We start from the raw sequence: 15873 nt of genomic DNA, 5'->3' as shown, positions 1-15873 counted from the left end.
CATGAGCACCGTGAAAGACACCCGCCCCGTGCTCGTGGCCGGCGGCGGCATCGGCGGCCTCGCCGCGGCGCTGGCGTTGGTGCGCGAGGGCTATCGCGTGAAGGTGATCGAGCAGGCTGGGCAGATCGGCGAGATCGGCGCGGGCATCCAGCTGAGCCCCAACGCGTTCGCGGCCTGCGATGCGCTCGGCGTGGGCGAGCACCTGCGCGCCAAGGCGGTCTACACCGAAGAGATGGTGATGTTCGACGCCATCGATGCGAAGCGCGTGGCGAGCATTTCTCTCTCGGACCAATTCCGCGCGCGCTTCGGCAATCCGTATGCGGTGATCCACCGCGCCGACATCCACGGCGCGCTGCTCGAAGGCGTGAAGGCGACCACCGATGGCATCGAGTTCCTCACCTCGACCAAGGTCGTGCACATCGAGCAGGACGACCACGGCGTGACGCTCATCGACGCAGCGGGCGGCCGCCACGAAGGCCAGGCCGTGATCGGCTGCGACGGCGTGCGCTCGGCGGTGCGACAACAGTACGTGGGCGACGGCATCCGCGTGTCGGGCCACGTCGTGTTTCGTGCGGTGGTCGACACGGCCGAGTTTCCCGAGGCGCTGCGTTTCACCGCGCCCTGCATCTGGGTCGGGCCCAACTGCCACCTGGTGCACTACCCGCTCAAGGGCGGCGACAAGTTCAACATCGCCGTTACCTTCCACAGCGACCAGCCCGAGGAATGGGGCTCGATGGACGGCGATCCGGCCGAGGTGCGGCGCTACTTTCGCCCGACCTGCGAACAGGTACAGCAACTGCTGCGCATTCCGAAAGCATGGAAGCGCTACTCGACCGCCGACCGGAACCCCATCGAGCAATGGACCTTCGGCCGCGCGACGCTGCTGGGCGATGCCGCGCACCCGATGGTGCAGTACCTCGCGCAGGGCGCCTGCACCGCTTGCGAAGACGCGGTGACGCTGGGCCTCGCGCTGCGCCGCGAAGGTGGCGACTGGCCACGCGCGCTCGCGCTGTACGAGCGTTCGCGTGTCGCACGCACCGCGCGTGTGGTGCTGTCGGCGCGTGAGATGGGGCGCATCTATCACGCCAAGGGCGTTGAACGGTTGGTGCGCAACAGCATGTGGAACGGTCGCCCTCAAGAGCGCTTCTACGACGCGCTCGAATGGCTCTATGGCTGGACGGCTGCCACCTGCCTCGACGAGGCGGCGGTGTGAAGGCGTTCCTCGCCGTGCCGGCGCTGCTGTCTTGCGTGATGGTTCTCTGCATGGGGCGATTGAAATTCACGGGTGCTATCGCGCGCCCAGGAGAAACGACATGACGACAACTTCCTTCCGGGGCTGGACCCTGACCGCCCGCGCGCTGATGGCCGCGATCTTCCTGGTCGCGGGCGTGCGCAAGCTCATGACCTACGGCGCGACGCTCGGCTACTTCGCGAAGCTCGGCATTCCGTTCGGCGACGTGGTGCTGCCGCTGACCATCGCGCTGGAGATCGGCGGCGGCCTGTTGCTGATCGCCGGCTGGCGCCTGCAATGGGTGGCCAGCGCGCTGGCTCTCTTCACGCTGGCCACGGCCTTCACGGCGCATGCGTTCTGGTCCGCCGATGCGGCGCAGTTCTCGGGGCAGCTCAACAACTTCCTGAAGAACGTGGCGATGGCCGGCGGCTTCCTGCTGCTGATCGTGAATGCCACCAGCGGCGAACGGAAGACCGCGGGCACCTGAACCCCGGACGGGTGGAAAACTCCTTTCCACGCGCATGGTTGAACGGCCCGCAAGGCGGGTAGACACTCGCCCGCACCTCCTCAGGAAAGATCGAGCGATGCCTGTCCAATCCTTCGTCTACAACAGCGCGCCCCAGCGCGTGGTCTTCGGCGCGGGTTCGCTGCAGCACCTGGCGCGCGAGATCGATGCGCTCGGCGCTCGGCGCGCGCTGGTGCTCTCCACGCCCGAGCAGCGCCCGCAGGCCGAACGCATCGCCGACATGCTGGGCGCGCATGCGGCCGGCGTGTTCGACCGGGCCGTGATGCACGTGCCCATCGAGACCGCGCGCGAAGCACGGGAGGTGGCCCAGCGCCTGGGCGCCGACTGCGCCGTGGCCATCGGCGGCGGCTCGACCACCGGCCTCGGCAAAGCCATCGCGCTCGACTCAGGCCTGCCGATTCTCGCGATACCGACCACGTACGCGGGCTCCGAGATGACGCCGATCTACGGCATCACCGAAGCCGGCATGAAGAAGACCGGCAAGGACTTCAAGGTGCTGCCGCGCACCGTGATCTACGACCCCGAACTCTCGCTGACCCTGCCCGTGGGCATGAGCGTGACGAGCGGCATCAATGCCATTGCGCATGCGGCCGAAGGGCTCTACGCCACCGATGCGAACCCGATCATGGATCTGATGGCGCAAGAGGGCATCGCCGCGCTGGGCCGTGCGTTGCCCGCGATCCGCGCCTTTGCAGAGGACGCGGCCGCGCGCAGCGATGCGCTCTACGGCGCCTGGCTTTGCGGCACCGTGCTCGGCAACGTCGGCATGGCGCTGCACCACAAGCTGTGCCATACGCTCGGCGGCAGCTTCAACCTGCCGCACGCCGAGACGCACACCATCGTGCTGCCGCATGCGCTGGCCTACAACGCCGCGGCGGCGCCCGAAGCCATGGCGCGTATAGCGAAGGCGCTCGGCGGAAGCAACGCGGCGCAGGCGGTGTTCGATCTTGCGCACGACAACGGCGCGCCGGTCGCGTTGCGCGACATCGGCTTGAAGGAATCCGACCTCGATGTGGCCTGCGCACACGCGTTGCAGAACCAGTATCCCAATCCGCGCCCGCTTGAGCGCGATGCGATTCGTGCCTTGCTGCAGAACGCGTGGGAAGGTGCGCGGCCCTGAGCCGGGCCGCAGGCAAGTTTTTGATTACAGGCCGGCCTGGCGGCTGAACGACACGGCGGGCTTTCTGTAGGCCGAAGGCACCTGGTCGCGGTAGAAGGCACGCTTGTCCAGGCTTTGCAGAGGGTCGTGCGCGGTGGCAACAGCTTCCTCGCGAACGCTGCTGCGGTCGCGCGTCGAGTTGGAGGTTGCCACGCCTTCGGCGGCAGCGTCCGAATAGATGTTGCCGCTGCGCGCGGCCGCCACGGCTTCGGTCTGCACATCGGCGCGGGCGGCGGCCGAGGTGGCAGCGTGCACGCCCTCGTAGGTTTCGGCGTGTGCGGCACCCGCTGCGCCCAGCAGGGCGAATGCGGCGGCGGAAAGAGCGATGAGTTGCTTGGTGTTCATGATGAAAGTCCCTTCGGATGAATGCTGTGTGGACGGCGGACATTCGTCGTTGCCACGGGATGCAGTGTGAAACCGCATCGTGGTTCGCGCTGTGCGTTTGCGCACCGCTTTCGTCAACTACGCGGGAAGAACTTCGGTCTGCGGATACAGCACTTGAAGCGGCTCGGAGCGGCCTCGCACGGTGAGCGTTTCGCACGCGCCCAGCGTGTCCGCGATGCCGGCCTGCTGCGCCGCGAACAGCGAGACGACGAGGCGCGATGCGGCCGTCTTCGAATGGTCCTGCAGGCGGCTCGCGGTGTTCACCACTTCGCCGATGGCGGTGAAGGTGGTGGTCTCCAGGTAGCCGACTTCACCGACCGCCGCACGCCCCGCATGCAGGCCCATGCCGAACGCGAGGCGCTGGCCGAACTGCGCCTCGAAACCCTCGCTCCATGCGTCCATGCGCTGGGCGATGAGCGTCGTCGCGCGCAGCGCCTGCCTGCATGCGGTGGGCAGGTCGCAGTCGAGGCCGAAGATCGCCATCACGCTGTCACCGATGAACTGGTTGGGCACGCCGCCGCTCTCGCGCACGGCCGCGCCGACAGTGGCGAAGTAGCGGTCGAGCACATAGGCGAGGTCGAACGGCCACTGCCGCTCCGAGAGACCCGACCAGCGGCGCAGGTCGACGAAGAGGATCGCCACGTCGCGCTCGCGCCCGAAGCTGCCGACCGGCGCGGGCCGACCTTCGTTGGGCAGCGGTGCAAAGAGCGGCGTGACCTCGATGTCGCCTTGCGGGCGCAACTGGCAGGCCAGGCGCACGTCGGCCGGCGCACGCACGCGCTCGAGCGTGCGTTGTTCGTCGCGGCCCGGCTCGCCGATGTGTTCGGGCGCGCCGACCACGCGCACGCGGCAGGTGGAGCAGCGCGCGCGGCCGCCGCAGATCGACACATGCGCGATGCCGTGCGAACGGCTCGCCTCCAGCACGCTCCAGCCGCGCGGCACCTGCACCGTGCGGTCGGGGTAGCGCAGCGCGATGGACGGCTCGCGCGACAGTCGCCCGAACCAGTTGCGTCCCCAGCGCGCCGAGAGCAACGCGAGCAGCGCCAGCGCATAGAGCCATTTGAGGTCGCGGTCCGCCGCGGCGATCGCCTGGCCTTGTGCGGGTGTCGGCACCGGCACGGTCGGCACGCCGGTCCACTGGAACTCGCGGCCGATGGAGACGAAGCCCATTGCCGCCGTGAGCGGCAGCACCACCGCAAAGGCCAGCAGCAGGTACGAGAAGCGCCGGTAGGTCGGCTTCGCCCGCAGCGCGAAATGCAGGCCGAGGCAGCCGTGCGTCCAGGCCGCGGCCATCATCCCGAGCTGCGCGGCCGCGCCCTGCCAGCTCCACAGGCCCCAGACCACGCGAACGTAGGAGCCATTGACGCCGTAAGCCTCGTAGGCACCGCGTATGGCTGTCAGGTGGGTGGCGATGAGCAGAGGCAGCGCAAAGCCCAGCAGCACGCGCAGTGCTTCCAGCGGCGGCATGCGCAAGGTGCGCCGCTCCCACAGCGCGACCACAGCCAGCGCCAGATGCGTGAAGGCGGCACCGTACAGCAGCACCGTGCCCGGCAGGCTGTGCCAGAACGCCTGTGCTACCCGCAGCACGCTCTCGGCAAGGCTGAAGGAATAGATGCCCAGCGAATGGTTCAGCAGGTGAACCGTCACATAGCCCATCAGCACCAGCCCGCTCGCCCAACGAAGATTGCGCCGTGTCGGCGGTCTCAGCGAAAAAGGGGAATGGGGAGTGGGGGGGGAACGTCTGTCCATGAACGGGTTCGAAGCGGCACCCGAGCATAATGCGCGCGCCTCAGACGCCTCGATCGACCGGCATGGCCACAACCGAACCACCCACCCCCCGCTCCAGCTTCGCGCTGCGCCAGATTGCGCTGCTCGAAGGCCTCTCCGACCAGCGCCTGGACCTGCTCGCCCAGCAGTGCCTGTGGCACAGCGTGGAAGCCGGCAAGCCGCTGCTCCTGCGCGCCGAGCAGCAGGGGGAGGTGTTCCTGCTGGTCTCGGGCCGGGTGCGGGTGACGACCTATTCGGCCAACGGCCGGCAGGTGACCTTCCGCGATGCCGAAGCCGGCCAGTACTTCGGCGACATCGCCGCCATCGACGGCGGCCCGCGTTCCGCCGACGTGGTGACGCTCGAGCCCAGCGTGGTCGCCAGCCTCGACCGCTCCGCCTTCATGGCCCTGCTGCGCGACGAGCCACTGGTGGCCGAGCGTGTGATGCAGCGGCTGGCGTCACTCGTGCGCCAGCTCTCCGAACGCGTGATCGACCTGAGCACGCTCGGTGTGCAGAACCGGCTGCATGCCGAGCTGCTGCGCCTTGCGCGCACCGCAGGCGTCGAAGGCAACGAGGCCCGGCTGGACCCGGCCCCCAAGCATGCGGCGCTGGCCAGCCAGATCAGCACGAACCGCGAGCAGGTCACGCGCGAGCTCAATGTGCTGGTGCGCAGCGGCGTGCTGCGCAAGGACGGCAAGGCGCTGCTGGTGGCCGACGCCGCCCGCCTGGAGTCGATGGTCTCGCAGGTGCGCGGCGACTGAGGACGAGTTTCCGGATCAGTTCCAGCGGCCGTTCGTTCCACCGACGCTGAAGCGGCCCGCGCCCAGCAGCACCACGGTCAGCGCGCCGAACAGATACAGGCCCTGCAGTTCCAGCGCCCAGCCGCCTTGCTTGGTGAGTGCGAACAGGTCGGCCATGTGCACGAGGCCGAGGGCCACGATCATGTTGATGACGATCACGCCGGCGGCGGCGCGGGTCCAGAAGCCGGCCAGCAGCAGCAGCGGCGCGACGATTTCACCGACATACACGAGGTAGGCGATGCTGCCCGGAAGGCCCGCCTTGGCCAGCATGCCGCCGATGAAGCCGACGCCGGCCGAGAGCTTGAAGATGCCATGCAGCAGCACGAGCACGCCGATGGTCACGCGCAGCAGCAGCTTGCCGGCATCGTCCAGCGCGGCGGGAGAGGGCGATGAGAGCGACGACGATGCGAGCGGCGCACGCGAGGTGTTGGCGGTTGTGGTCACGGCAGATCCTTGGAGCTTGAAAAGGAAGGGTCCGCCACGGAGTGCGGCGGTTGTGGCTCCAGTGTGCGGATCTGCCGGAAGGCGGGATGTGCGTAAACGCACATCTTTGGGTGAAAGGCGCCAACCGCATCGACCGCTCGCACTGAGGGCCACAACCGTTCGGGCTGAGCTTGTCGAAGCCTTGCGCGGCGCTTCGACAGGCTCAGCCCGAACGGATGGCTGTTTTCGAGCGCAACGAACCGTCAGTGGGTGCCGAAGTGGCTGGTCCACTTCCGCTCGTAATCCATCTTCTGGAAGTGAGCGGCCATGAAATCGATGAAGCTGCGTACCTTCGCCGACAGGTGCTTGCGGCTCGGGTAGGCCAGGTTGATCGTCAGGTGCGGCAGGTCCCAGTCGTCCAGCGTGGGCACGAGGCGGCCGGCCACGATGTCCTCATAGACGATGTAGGTCGGCTGCACCAGGATGCCCATGCCGTCGAGCGCGGCGGCGCGCAGCACCTGGCCGTCGTTCGATTCGAGCAGGCCGGCGATCGACACCGTGTGCGTCTCGCCCTTGCGCGTGAAGCGCAGCTCGTTGGGGTTGTTGGCGTGCGTGTAGATCAGGAGCTTGTGTTGCTTCAGGTCGTCCAGCGTCTTCGGAAAACCGTGCTGCGCGAAGTAGCGCGGCGAGGCCGCGAGGATGCGCCGCGTCTCGCCCAGCCGGCGGATCGTCACGTTCGAATCGGGCTCGTATTCGCGCGTGCGGATCGCCACGTCGATGTTGTTGTCGATCAGGTCGAAATAGCGGTTGGCCGCTTCCACATGCACCGTCACGCCCGGGTAGCGCTGCGTGTATTCGCGCAAGAGCGGCGCGATGTGGTGGATCGAGAACGAGAGCGAGGCCGTGATGCGCAGCACGCCGGTCGGGTTGAGCGCCGTGGCGTTCACCGTCGATTCGGCATCGGCCAGGTCGGCCAGGATGGTCTTGGCGCGCACGCAGAATTCGCGGCCGGTGTCGGTGAGGTAGAGGCGCCGCGTGTTGCGCTCCACCAGCCGCGCGCCGAGCCGGGCTTCGAGTGCACTCAGGTGCCGGCTCGCGGCGGCGTTCGAGAGGCCCAGCGCCTCGGCCGCTCGGCTCAGGCTGCCGGCATCGGCGATCTGCACGAGCAGGGCGATTTCGGTCCAGCGGTCCATGGCGGTGTGTGTCTCCGGGGGGCTTGGCTTGGAGTGGCTGGCTCCGGCTGTTGCCTTGCCGAGCCACCGAGCCGGTGATTCTAGGAGGCCGCCCGATGCGCCGCGATGGCCGCAACGCGCGCAAAAAAAGAGGGACCGTTGCCGGTCCCTCCTTGCTTCATGCCGCCCGGTTCGGCGCGGCGGCTGGATCAGCCCAGCAGGCCGTGCAGGATGTTCGTCACCGGCGACACCGCGTGATCGACCAGGCTGGTGATCGGGGTCACGACCTCGGTCACCAGTGGGGTGACCGCTTGCCCGACACCTTCGACCACGGTGGTCACGGGCGCGAGCGCCGAGCCTGCGCCGGCCAGGATGTCGGTCACGGGCGCCGTGGCACCGGACGCCGCGTGCGTCACGCTGGCTGCGACCGGCTCGATGGCATCGGTGAGCGAGGAGACCGGCTCCAGGATGTTGGCCGCCGGGCCGTCGCCGCCCAGCAGGCCGCCGAGCAGGTTGCCCACGAGGCCGTCCTGGCCGAGGACGCTGCCGAGCAGACCGCCGTCGCCGCCCAACAGGCCACCGACGATGCCGTCTTCGCCGAGCACGCCGCCGAGGAGACCGCCGTCGCCGCCGAGCAGGCCGCCGACGATGCCGTCTTCGCCGAGCACGCCGCCGAGGAGACCACCTTCGCCGCCGAGCAGGCCACCGACGATGCCGTCTTCGCCGAGCACGCCGCCGAGCAGACCGCCGTCGCCGCCGAGCAGGCCGCCGACGATGCCGTCTTCGCCGAGCACGCCGCCGAGGAGACCACCTTCGCCGCCGAGCAGGCCACCGACGATGCCGTCTTCGCCGAGCACGCCGCCGAGGAGACCGCCTTCACCGCCGAGCAGGCCGCCGACGATGCCGTCTTCGCCGAGCACGCCGCCGAGGAGACCGCCGTCGCCGCCAAGCAGGCCACCGACGATGCCGTTTTCGCCGATTACGACGCCGAGGAGACCGCCTTCGCCGCCGAGCAGGCCACCGACGATGCCGTCTTCGCCGAGCACGCCGCCGAGGAGACCGCCGTCGCCGCCAAGCAGGCCACCGACGATGCCGTCTTCGCCGAGTACGCCGCCGAGGAGACCACCTTCACCTCCGAGCAATCCGCCCAAGAGGCCGTCGTCGCCCAATACGCCGCCGAGCAAGCCGCCGTCGCCGCCGAGGACGCCACCCAAGAGGCCGTCGTCACCGAGGAGGCCGCCAAGGAGGCCGCCCTCGCCACCGAGCACGCCGCCCAGGAGACCACCGTCGCCACCGAGCAGCTCGCCGACTACGCCGTCGGGTCCGAGCAGACCGTCGACGATTCCACCTTCGCCGAGCAGACCGCCGGAGAGGCCTTCGCTGCCCAGGAGGCCGGCAAGCGCGCCGTCTCCGCCGAGCAAGCCGCCAACGAGTCCTTCGTCGCCAAGCAGGCCGCCTACGAGGCCGTCGTCGCCGAGCAAACCACCGAGGAGGCCGCCATCGCCGCCGAGCAGGCCGCCCAGCAGGCCGTCGTCACCCAGCACGCCACCGAGGAGACCGCCTTCACCGCCGAGCAAGCCGCCCAGCAGGCCGTCGTCACCGAGCACGCCGCCGAGGAGCCCGCCTTCGCCGCCGAGCAATCCGCCCAGCAGACCGTCGTCACCGAGGACCCCGCCGAGGAGGCCGTCGTCACCGAGCAACCCGCCCAACAAGCCTTCATCGCCCAGCAGGCCGTCCAGCAAACCGTCGTCGCCCAGCAGGCCTTCCAGCACCTGGCCGACCACGCCGTCGTCGCCGATCAAACCGTCCACCAGGCCGTCGATGCCGAGGCCGGTGGTCACGCCGCCGAGCAGGCCTTCGCTGCCAAGCACGTTCTCCAGGATGTTGCCGAGCGCATCGGTCAGGTAGTCGACCTGGCCGATCAGCGAGTCGATGAGCGCATCCGTCAGGCCGTTGCCCAGCAGGCCGTCGACCACGGGGGTCAGTACGCCGCCGAGGTCCACGAGCACGTTCTCGACCGTGTCGTCCACCGGATCGAATTCGTTCGGATCGTTGGCCGTGAACTCGTTGCCCGCGATCGGCGAGAGCACGTCGTCCACCAGGTCGGTCAGGCCGTCGACGGTGGGCATCAGCGATCCCAGCGTGCCGGACGAACTGGAAACGGCCCGGCCCGCGCCGCTGTTGCCGCCCAGGCCGAGGAGGTCGTCCAGGGCCCCGATCAGATGGCCGGCGGCGCCGTCGCCCGGGTCGAGCAGGTGGTCGGCGTCTGCATCTGCGTCGGCATCTGCATCTGCATCTGCATCGGCATCTGCATCGGCATCGGCATCGGCATCGGCATCGGCGTCCGCGTCCGCGTCAGTATCTGCGTCGGCATCAGCATCCGCATCCGCATCTGCATCAGCGTCTGCATCTCCGTCCGCATCCGCGTCGGCATCTGCATCCGCATCGGCGTCCGCGTCGCCTTCGCCAATGCCCGGAGCGAGGAAGGAAACACCGCCGCCGCCGTCGCCACCGCCGCTCAAGGCGGCGCCGAGGGCAACTGCGCCCAGCGCGCCGAGCGCGAATTCGCCCAGCCCGATGCCGCTGCCGCCCGCGGCCTTCTTGGTCACGGCCACGGCGGCGGCGTCCGCATCGCTGTCGGCCGGCGTGACTTCCAGGTTGCCGGCAGCCACATCGACATTCACCTGTTCCAGGCCGCCAGGCAGCTTGGTCGAGCCGATGGTGGCGTCGGTGCCACCTTCGAAAACGCCCGAAAGCGGCGCCTTGTTGGCGGTCGAGCCGGGGAACAGCACGTTGGCATGGCCGCCATCGGGAACGATCACGCGGTCGCCGGCCATCAGGCTCTGGCTGCCGTCGACCGGAATCCGCACGCCGTCGCGCACGACCACCGTGCCGGGCGTGGCGTTGGACAGCGAGCCCAGGCTCACAGGCCCGGTGGGCGCCGCCGTCGTCGCGGCCGCACCCATGGGCGCGATCGGCGTGACGCTGGCCTGGGCGAGGACCACGGGGGCCGCACCGTTGTCGGCAGCAGCTGCCGGAATCGAGCCGATGGGGGCTTGGGTGGTTGTGATCATGGCGACCTCCTCGAGGAATAAGGAGGCACAAAGCGCAACATGCGTGCCGCCGTCGCGCCAGGTCGGTGCCGGGTCGCCGAAAGCGAGCTATCCCGTTGATTGCAAAGAGTTTTTTCGCGCTGCCTAGTGCGAAGTCCGCAAAGGAAAGTGTGCTGCTTTCGCGCTTCGTTACGTAACGCGAAACACTTTTCGAACGGAACGCCGGCCGCGTTCTGGCGCCGGGATCTGTTCGCTGGAGCAGGGAGGCCGCGCAAGCCTTGTCGGCTAGCGTCCGGTGGACGGCACACCGGCCAGCAAACCAGTCAGCGCTGTCTGCCGTGGAAGGGCGCGGTCTGGTTCGGTATTCCCGATGGACAGAACAGAGAGCCGCTGCATTTTTCGGGGCGGCTGCAGCCGGTCGATCGTGATCGCGTCGTCCTCTCGGCACGCGCCGAAGACGGCTTCGTGCTACGGACGCCGCAGAACTTCGGAATCTACGGCGTTGTGATCGATGAGGCTTGGCTGTGCACCAAGCTCGAGCACCTCGGTCTGCCGCCGCACTTGCCGCTGGCGCGGCAAGGGGCCGCGTCCGCCCATGCTGCGTTCCTGGCGCCACACCTGCACGTGGCGCTGTGCCAGACCATCGAGTCGATGCTATCGCTCGGTGCAAGTGGCGAGGCCACCAGGGGTTGGGGCCGGGCCACACTGTGCGGCCTGACGGATCAGCTCATGGCCTTGCTTGGAGGTACGAGCCACGATCAAGGCTTTGCCGCGCACTTGCAAAGCAGCCAGCGCCGGCTTGCATCGGTTATGACCGCGCGCGCGCTCGTCGCGCATCCACTCAACCATGCCATGTCGCTCGAGGACCTGTGCGAGCAGCTTCATCTGACGCCGCGCACGCTGCTGAATCATTTTCAGAACGCTGTCGGCGAATCGCCCGTCAAATTCCTGCGGGCCGTACGGCTCAATGCATGCCGTCGGGTGCTTCGCGCATGCGATTCGACGGTGCAGGACATCGCCGCGCAATGGGGCTTCTTCCACATGGGCCGCTTCTCCCACGAATACAAATCGATGTTCGGGGAACTGCCGTCGCAGACGCGGCGGGCGCACACGAGCCCATGACACCGAATCTGGGGAATGACGCGGCCTTGGGCACGTCGTGCTTCCGAGTCTCGGAATTTCAAGAGCGTTTCACCTGCTCCAACGCGCCCGGCGCTGTCCATGCATGGCAGGAGGGCGAACCCGGTGCGCTCGCCTTCTTGGAGATCACCAAATCTGCGACCTTTGAATAGGCAACCCAGCCCGCCATCTCCAACGGCGGACTGGATTTGCAGAAGCGAATCGCCCTTCCAAGTTGAAACGCCATTTGAACTGGCCAGCAGACTTGTGCGCGAAAAAATCGCCTCACAAGTGTCACCAGCCGCGATGCACACTGACTATCTGCATTCAGCAAACGGGGAAATCAGCGTATCGGTTGATTCGTGCGGTATGAATTCTCATATCGAGCGCATGTATCTGTGTTCGATCGAAAGCTCGGACGCCCTTGATGGAATGCATCCATTGATGCGGCGAACAGCCCATCGACCGGGCCGTCGCTGCATCGGCAGACGAATCACTGCCTCATCAGTGCCTCCGCGACCGCGTGGAAAGCCGGCAGCGTGAGCGGATCGTTCCCCGCGCTCGCCGCCACCGGGTGCGCGGCGTAGCGCACGATCACCATCTCCGCCTTCGGATCGACGTAGATGCTCTGGCCGTGGATGCCGCGCGCCATGTACGCGCCGTGCGGATTGTTCGACACCCACCACATGTTGCGATACGACCAGCCCGGCAGCAGCGCATAGCCGGCCTTGGCGAACTTGGCGGGGTCGCCGCCGCGCTGGATGTCTTCGACCACCGCCTTCGGAATCACCTGCTGCCCATTGGGCACGCGACCGCCATTGCGCATCGTCTCGCCGAAGCGGCCGAAGTCGCGCAGCACCGCGTTCAACCCAGCGCCGGCCGACTCGGTGCCGATGCGATCGACCATGAAATACGCGTCCTGCTCGGCGCCGATGCGGCGCCAGATCCGCTCGCTCAACAGGTCGGCCAGCGGCTGATTGCTCACGCGGCGCAGGATCCATGCGAGCACCTCGGTATTCACCGTCTTGTAGGAGAAGGTGTCATCGTGCGCGCCTTCCTTCTTCAGCGTCGCGAGGAATTCGTAGAACGATTTCGGGCCCGTGTAGTTCGGGCCTGGGCCCATCATGCCGCCGGCGCGCGCGTAGTCCCAGATTTCGGCCTTCGGATCGCCGTACCTTTCGGAGTAGCGCACGCCCACTGTCATGTCCATCACCTGGCGCACGGTGGCGTCGCCATAGGCCGTGTCCTTGAGCTCTGGCAGGTACTTGGTGACCTGTGCCGACGGGTCGAACTTGCCCTCTTCCGCGAGCATCGCCGCGACTGTGCCAACAAGGGACTTGGTCACCGACATCGCGATGTGCGGGCGCTCGGGCGTGAGCGCGCCGAAGTACTTCTCGTAGACCACCTTGCCGCGGTGCATCACGAGGATGCCGTCGGTGTAGGTGCGCGGGATCATCTGCGCGAAGGTCACTGTCTCTTCGCTGCCCAGAGGCTTGAAGGTGACAGCCTCGATGTCGTTGCGCGGCGCCGAAGGCAAGGAGCTCGCCGCACCGCTGCCGCGCCACACGTTGGCGGTCGGCACAAGCTCACGGATATGGGAGAAGCTCCAGCGCGCGCGCGGATACGCCACGCTGGTCTGGTCGTCGAACGTGATCTGCCTGTCTGGCGGGGGTGGAAAGCCCTTCATCCAGCCGAGCGCGTCGACCGATGTGGCTGCCGGATCGGGCAGCGCCGCGGGTGCCGGCGTCTGGGCGCTGGCGATGTTCACAGCAAGCACAGTGCAGGCGATTGCAAGCGCCGTACGTACATAGTTGGTCATGATGTTTTTTCTGGGGGGTTAACTACAGCCGCCAAGACGCGCAGCACGGCGTTCGGCGGGATGTTCTGGGGGGAGCGCTTTTTCGAATCGGCAGAGCCAGGCGCCGAATCGGTTCCGACGGCGCGGGGGATTCGCCTTCGGGTTGGACCATCCGCCGAGCGGGTCTGCGGATCGGCCGATGCGAGGCCGAGATCGATTTCGCGCGCGCGGAAGCTCTTGAATTGACCGTGGTGTTCATTCCATCCTTCGACAATCGTCACCCTTGCGAAGGCGCGTTTTTTCTTGAGTTTTCGGATGACGGTTGGGATCGTGCAGCGCGCATACAGGACAGATGTCCCGTGCTTTCAACCCAAGAAGCACGGGGCTGCCCCTGTCGCTCAAGCAGACCACTCGCCAAGGCGAACGGTGCGCTTCGGCATGGCTATTTCCGCAACCTGCCAGGACATCAGCTCAGGGCGTCGTTGTGATCCTGGCTTCTGCAAGCGTGGCGTTGTAGTGCAGGGTCGCCGGCCATGGTGCCCATGCAGTGCCGAGTTCGGGCGTGTTCGGATCGCCGTTGCGCATGAAGGCACCGATGCTGGCCATCATTGCTTTCGAAAGCGCAATCCGGCCTTGACGGTTGGCTGTGCTGTTGGTGACGTTGGAGAAAACTGAAGGCCCGAAGTTGCCGAACATGAAGCCCAGGTCGAATCCATGTGCGGCGCCATACACATCGTTCCACGGCGAGGGCTCCTGCGCCCAGTCGAAGCGGTAGTGCCAGACGCTGTTCGGCTGCTGGCGCTTCAGCGTGTCGAGCAAGTTCACGCGGCTGGGATCACCCCCGATTTTCGTCACATACGCGGTCTTCGCATTGAAGCCGGTGTCAGGCGCGGTGACCGGCAGGTAAGACGGGTCGATGATGTCGGCCACCGTCAGTTGCGCGAGCTCGTCGGGCCTGAAGCTCCTCATCATCGAGAAAAGCCCTGCGTTGTTGATGATGAAGCCCGGCTTCGCGCCCTTTGGCAGGGTTGCGAGCAGCGACGCGAAGGACTTGCCCTCGTCACGTGTGAAGCCCAGCAGCAGAGGCACCTTGTTGTAGTTGCCGATGCCGATTTCATGGATGGGGTCGACCGGCAGCACCTTGCCGTCGGGAATCAGCCCCGCGCTGTTGAGGCCGGCGGCTGCAACGATGGTCATCAGCTTGTTCGCGTCATGCCCGCGCAAATATTCGGCGATCTGGGCAGGCGTCTGGGTGGCAATGTAGTCCGCAGCAGTGGCTTTGGATGCTTTCCTGTCGGCCACCACCAATGATTCCAAGATGTTCTGGCCCTGTTTGAGCGCGTCCGATTCGGAGCCCAGCGTGGGCAGTCCGCCGGTCAGATTGCGCTGAAGTGAAATTCCGGCGCTGATCGGCAGCGCCTTGTGAAACAGGCCCTTGGCCATCGGCGACGCGAGCAATGCAAGCAAATTGCAGCCGCCAGCCGAATGACCTGACAGCGTGACGTTGCCCGGATTGCCACCGAAGACGGCGATGTTCTTCTGTATGTAGTGCAGCGCCGCCATGTTGTCGAGCATGGTGAAGTTGCCGGAATCGTCGCCTGCGGTGCTGCCGGTGCGCAACTGCGGCATGGCCAGGAGGCCCAGCATGCCCAGGCGGTAGTTGGCGGTGACGACGATCGCATTGGTGGTCTTCGCAAGTTTGGCGCCGTCGTATACCGGGTCGGCCGTATAGCCGGCTACGTTGCTGCCGCCATACAGGAACAACAACACCGGCAGGTTCTCTTCGGTGCTGGCGGGACGCCAGATGTTGAGTGTCAGGCAGTCTTCGCTGCCGACCGGCGTGCCCAGCGAGGTGCCGATGGTCTCATCGTAGGTGTTGTTGGCGCCGGGGCCGTAGATAGTGCCGATCTGCAGGCAGGCATTGCCGAACCTGTCGGCCTTGCGAATGTCGTCCCATGCAGCGGGTTCGACCGGTGCGCGCCAGCGCAGTTTGCCCACGGGTGCCTGCGCGAATGGCACGCCCTTCCAGAAGTAGCTGCCGGAATTGGCGCTGTCGTCGACGCCTTCGAGCTTGCCGGCCGAGGTCTGGCGAACCATGGAACCGTCCGCAGGCGGCGATGGCGGCGATGGTGTCGACGACGGTGGCTCGGCGACTGCCGGGGAAAGGGGAATGAAACCAGCCTCCGACGAACCCCCACCGCAGGCCGGCAGGGCCATGCAGGCCGTTACGGCCAGGATTGCTGCGATCGCCCTTGCTGCCCTTGTTCCCATTTCCTGGCTTTCAGCCGTTCTCGCACCCTGCATATTTTTCCTCTAGGATTGATCGAATTGCCTCCATGGGTTCTGGCGTTTATGGCCAGCCCGATATACCTGGAAAAGTCTAGGGACAGGATTCGCATTGCTGCTATCACAAGAGAGCCAAACCGGTGACTTTAGGGACG

General features: G+C 67.0%; 13 protein-coding genes. 5 read left to right on the top strand and 8 right to left on the bottom strand.

The window, feature by feature from the left end; genetic code table 11:
* Window position 1 precedes the first annotated feature (1 nt).
* From QF040_RS19295 to QF040_RS19285, 3 genes are all read left to right on the top strand, one after another.
* Entirely contained in the window at window positions 2-1213 is a 1212-nt protein-coding gene (locus tag QF040_RS19295) for a 3-hydroxybenzoate 6-monooxygenase (RefSeq protein ID WP_429612396.1), read from the top strand.
* 100 nt (window positions 1214-1313) lie between these two features.
* Window positions 1314-1718, top strand: a complete 405-nt coding sequence (locus tag QF040_RS19290; RefSeq protein WP_429612395.1) for a DoxX family protein — start codon at window positions 1314-1316, stop codon at window positions 1716-1718.
* 97 nt (window positions 1719-1815) lie between these two features.
* Window positions 1816-2877 carry a maleylacetate reductase gene (locus QF040_RS19285; protein ID WP_429612394.1) on the top strand — a complete coding sequence of 354 codons (1062 nt, stop codon included), beginning with the start codon at window positions 1816-1818 and terminating at the stop codon, window positions 2875-2877.
* Window positions 2878-2901: 24 nt separating this feature from the next.
* Here QF040_RS19285 and QF040_RS19280 read toward each other — a convergent pair whose 3' ends face one another.
* On the bottom strand, window positions 2902-3261 hold the full coding sequence (locus QF040_RS19280) for an alpha/beta hydrolase (RefSeq protein ID WP_429612393.1): 360 nt from the start codon (window positions 3259-3261) through the stop codon (window positions 2902-2904).
* A 117-nt stretch (window positions 3262-3378) separates the two neighbouring features.
* Window positions 3379-5049, bottom strand: coding sequence for an adenylate/guanylate cyclase domain-containing protein (locus tag QF040_RS19275; RefSeq protein ID WP_429612392.1), 1671 nt, complete (start codon window positions 5047-5049; stop codon window positions 3379-3381).
* Window positions 5050-5111: 62 nt separating this feature from the next.
* On the opposite strand from QF040_RS19275, the gene QF040_RS19270 reads away from it, so the two are divergent.
* Window positions 5112-5828 (top strand): Crp/Fnr family transcriptional regulator, encoded by a 717-nt coding sequence (locus tag QF040_RS19270; protein WP_373424239.1) that lies wholly within the window; start codon window positions 5112-5114, stop codon window positions 5826-5828.
* A 15-nt stretch (window positions 5829-5843) separates the two neighbouring features.
* Here the strand turns inward: QF040_RS19270 and QF040_RS19265 are convergent, their stop codons facing one another.
* From QF040_RS19265 to QF040_RS19255, 3 genes are all read right to left on the bottom strand, one after another.
* Window positions 5844-6311: a DoxX family protein gene (locus QF040_RS19265; protein WP_013543461.1), complete on the bottom strand. Its 468-nt coding sequence runs from the start codon at window positions 6309-6311 to the stop codon at window positions 5844-5846.
* Window positions 6312-6553: 242 nt separating this feature from the next.
* Window positions 6554-7483 (bottom strand): LysR family transcriptional regulator, encoded by a 930-nt coding sequence (locus tag QF040_RS19260; protein WP_307645289.1) that lies wholly within the window; start codon window positions 7481-7483, stop codon window positions 6554-6556.
* Between the two features lie 188 nt (window positions 7484-7671).
* Window positions 7672-10536, bottom strand: coding sequence for a hypothetical protein (locus QF040_RS19255; RefSeq protein ID WP_429612391.1), 2865 nt, complete (start codon window positions 10534-10536; stop codon window positions 7672-7674).
* Between the two features lie 147 nt (window positions 10537-10683).
* Here QF040_RS19255 and QF040_RS19250 point away from each other — a divergent pair, with 147 nt between their 5' ends.
* Complete coding sequence (locus QF040_RS19250) at window positions 10684-11637, top strand: helix-turn-helix domain-containing protein (protein ID WP_429612390.1); 954 nt, start codon at window positions 10684-10686, stop codon at window positions 11635-11637.
* A gap of 490 nt (window positions 11638-12127) precedes the next feature.
* Here the strand turns inward: QF040_RS19250 and QF040_RS19245 are convergent, their stop codons facing one another.
* From QF040_RS19245 to QF040_RS19235, 3 genes are all read right to left on the bottom strand, one after another.
* A complete protein-coding gene (locus QF040_RS19245; protein WP_429612389.1) occupies window positions 12128-13453 on the bottom strand; it encodes a serine hydrolase domain-containing protein in 1326 nt (441 codons plus the stop codon).
* Window positions 13450-13713 carry a hypothetical protein gene (locus QF040_RS19240; protein WP_429612388.1) on the bottom strand — a complete coding sequence of 88 codons (264 nt, stop codon included), beginning with the start codon at window positions 13711-13713 and terminating at the stop codon, window positions 13450-13452. Before QF040_RS19240 ends, QF040_RS19245 begins: the two co-directional genes overlap by 4 nt.
* 190 nt (window positions 13714-13903) lie before the next feature.
* Window positions 13904-15529, bottom strand: a complete 1626-nt coding sequence (locus QF040_RS19235) for a carboxylesterase/lipase family protein (RefSeq protein ID WP_429612387.1) — start codon at window positions 15527-15529, stop codon at window positions 13904-13906.
* Window positions 15530-15873: the final 344 nt, after the last annotated feature.

The sequence above is a fragment of the Variovorax sp. W2I14 genome (genome assembly GCF_050435205.1).
GTDB classification, from domain to species: Bacteria; Pseudomonadota; Gammaproteobacteria; order Burkholderiales; family Burkholderiaceae_C; genus Variovorax; species Variovorax paradoxus_C.
The sequence above is the reverse complement of the archived record's forward strand: the minus strand, read 5'-3'. Positions and strand labels throughout refer to the sequence as shown.

Bases quoted from the DNA above. Each gene is read 5' to 3' on its own strand.
- QF040_RS19295 (WP_429612396.1), top strand. From the start codon at position 2: ATGAGCACCGTGAAAGACACCCGCCCCGTGCTCGTGGCCGGCGGCGGC.
- QF040_RS19290 (WP_429612395.1), top strand. From the start codon at position 1,314: ATGACGACAACTTCCTTCCGGGGCTGGACCCTGACCGCCCGCGCGCTG.
- QF040_RS19280 (WP_429612393.1), bottom strand. From the start codon at position 3,261: ATGAACACCAAGCAACTCATCGCTCTTTCCGCCGCCGCATTCGCCCTG.
- QF040_RS19260 (WP_307645289.1), bottom strand. From the start codon at position 7,483: ATGGACCGCTGGACCGAAATCGCCCTGCTCGTGCAGATCGCCGATGCC.
- QF040_RS19275 (WP_429612392.1), bottom strand. From the start codon at position 5,049: ATGGACAGACGTTCCCCCCCCACTCCCCATTCCCCTTTTTCGCTGAGA.
- QF040_RS19235 (WP_429612387.1), bottom strand. From the start codon at position 15,529: ATGGTTCGCCAGACCTCGGCCGGCAAGCTCGAAGGCGTCGACGACAGC.
- QF040_RS19255 (WP_429612391.1), bottom strand. From the start codon at position 10,536: ATGATCACAACCACCCAAGCCCCCATCGGCTCGATTCCGGCAGCTGCT.
- QF040_RS19270 (WP_373424239.1), top strand. From the start codon at position 5,112: ATGGCCACAACCGAACCACCCACCCCCCGCTCCAGCTTCGCGCTGCGC.
- QF040_RS19245 (WP_429612389.1), bottom strand. From the start codon at position 13,453: ATGACCAACTATGTACGTACGGCGCTTGCAATCGCCTGCACTGTGCTT.
- QF040_RS19285 (WP_429612394.1), top strand. From the start codon at position 1,816: ATGCCTGTCCAATCCTTCGTCTACAACAGCGCGCCCCAGCGCGTGGTC.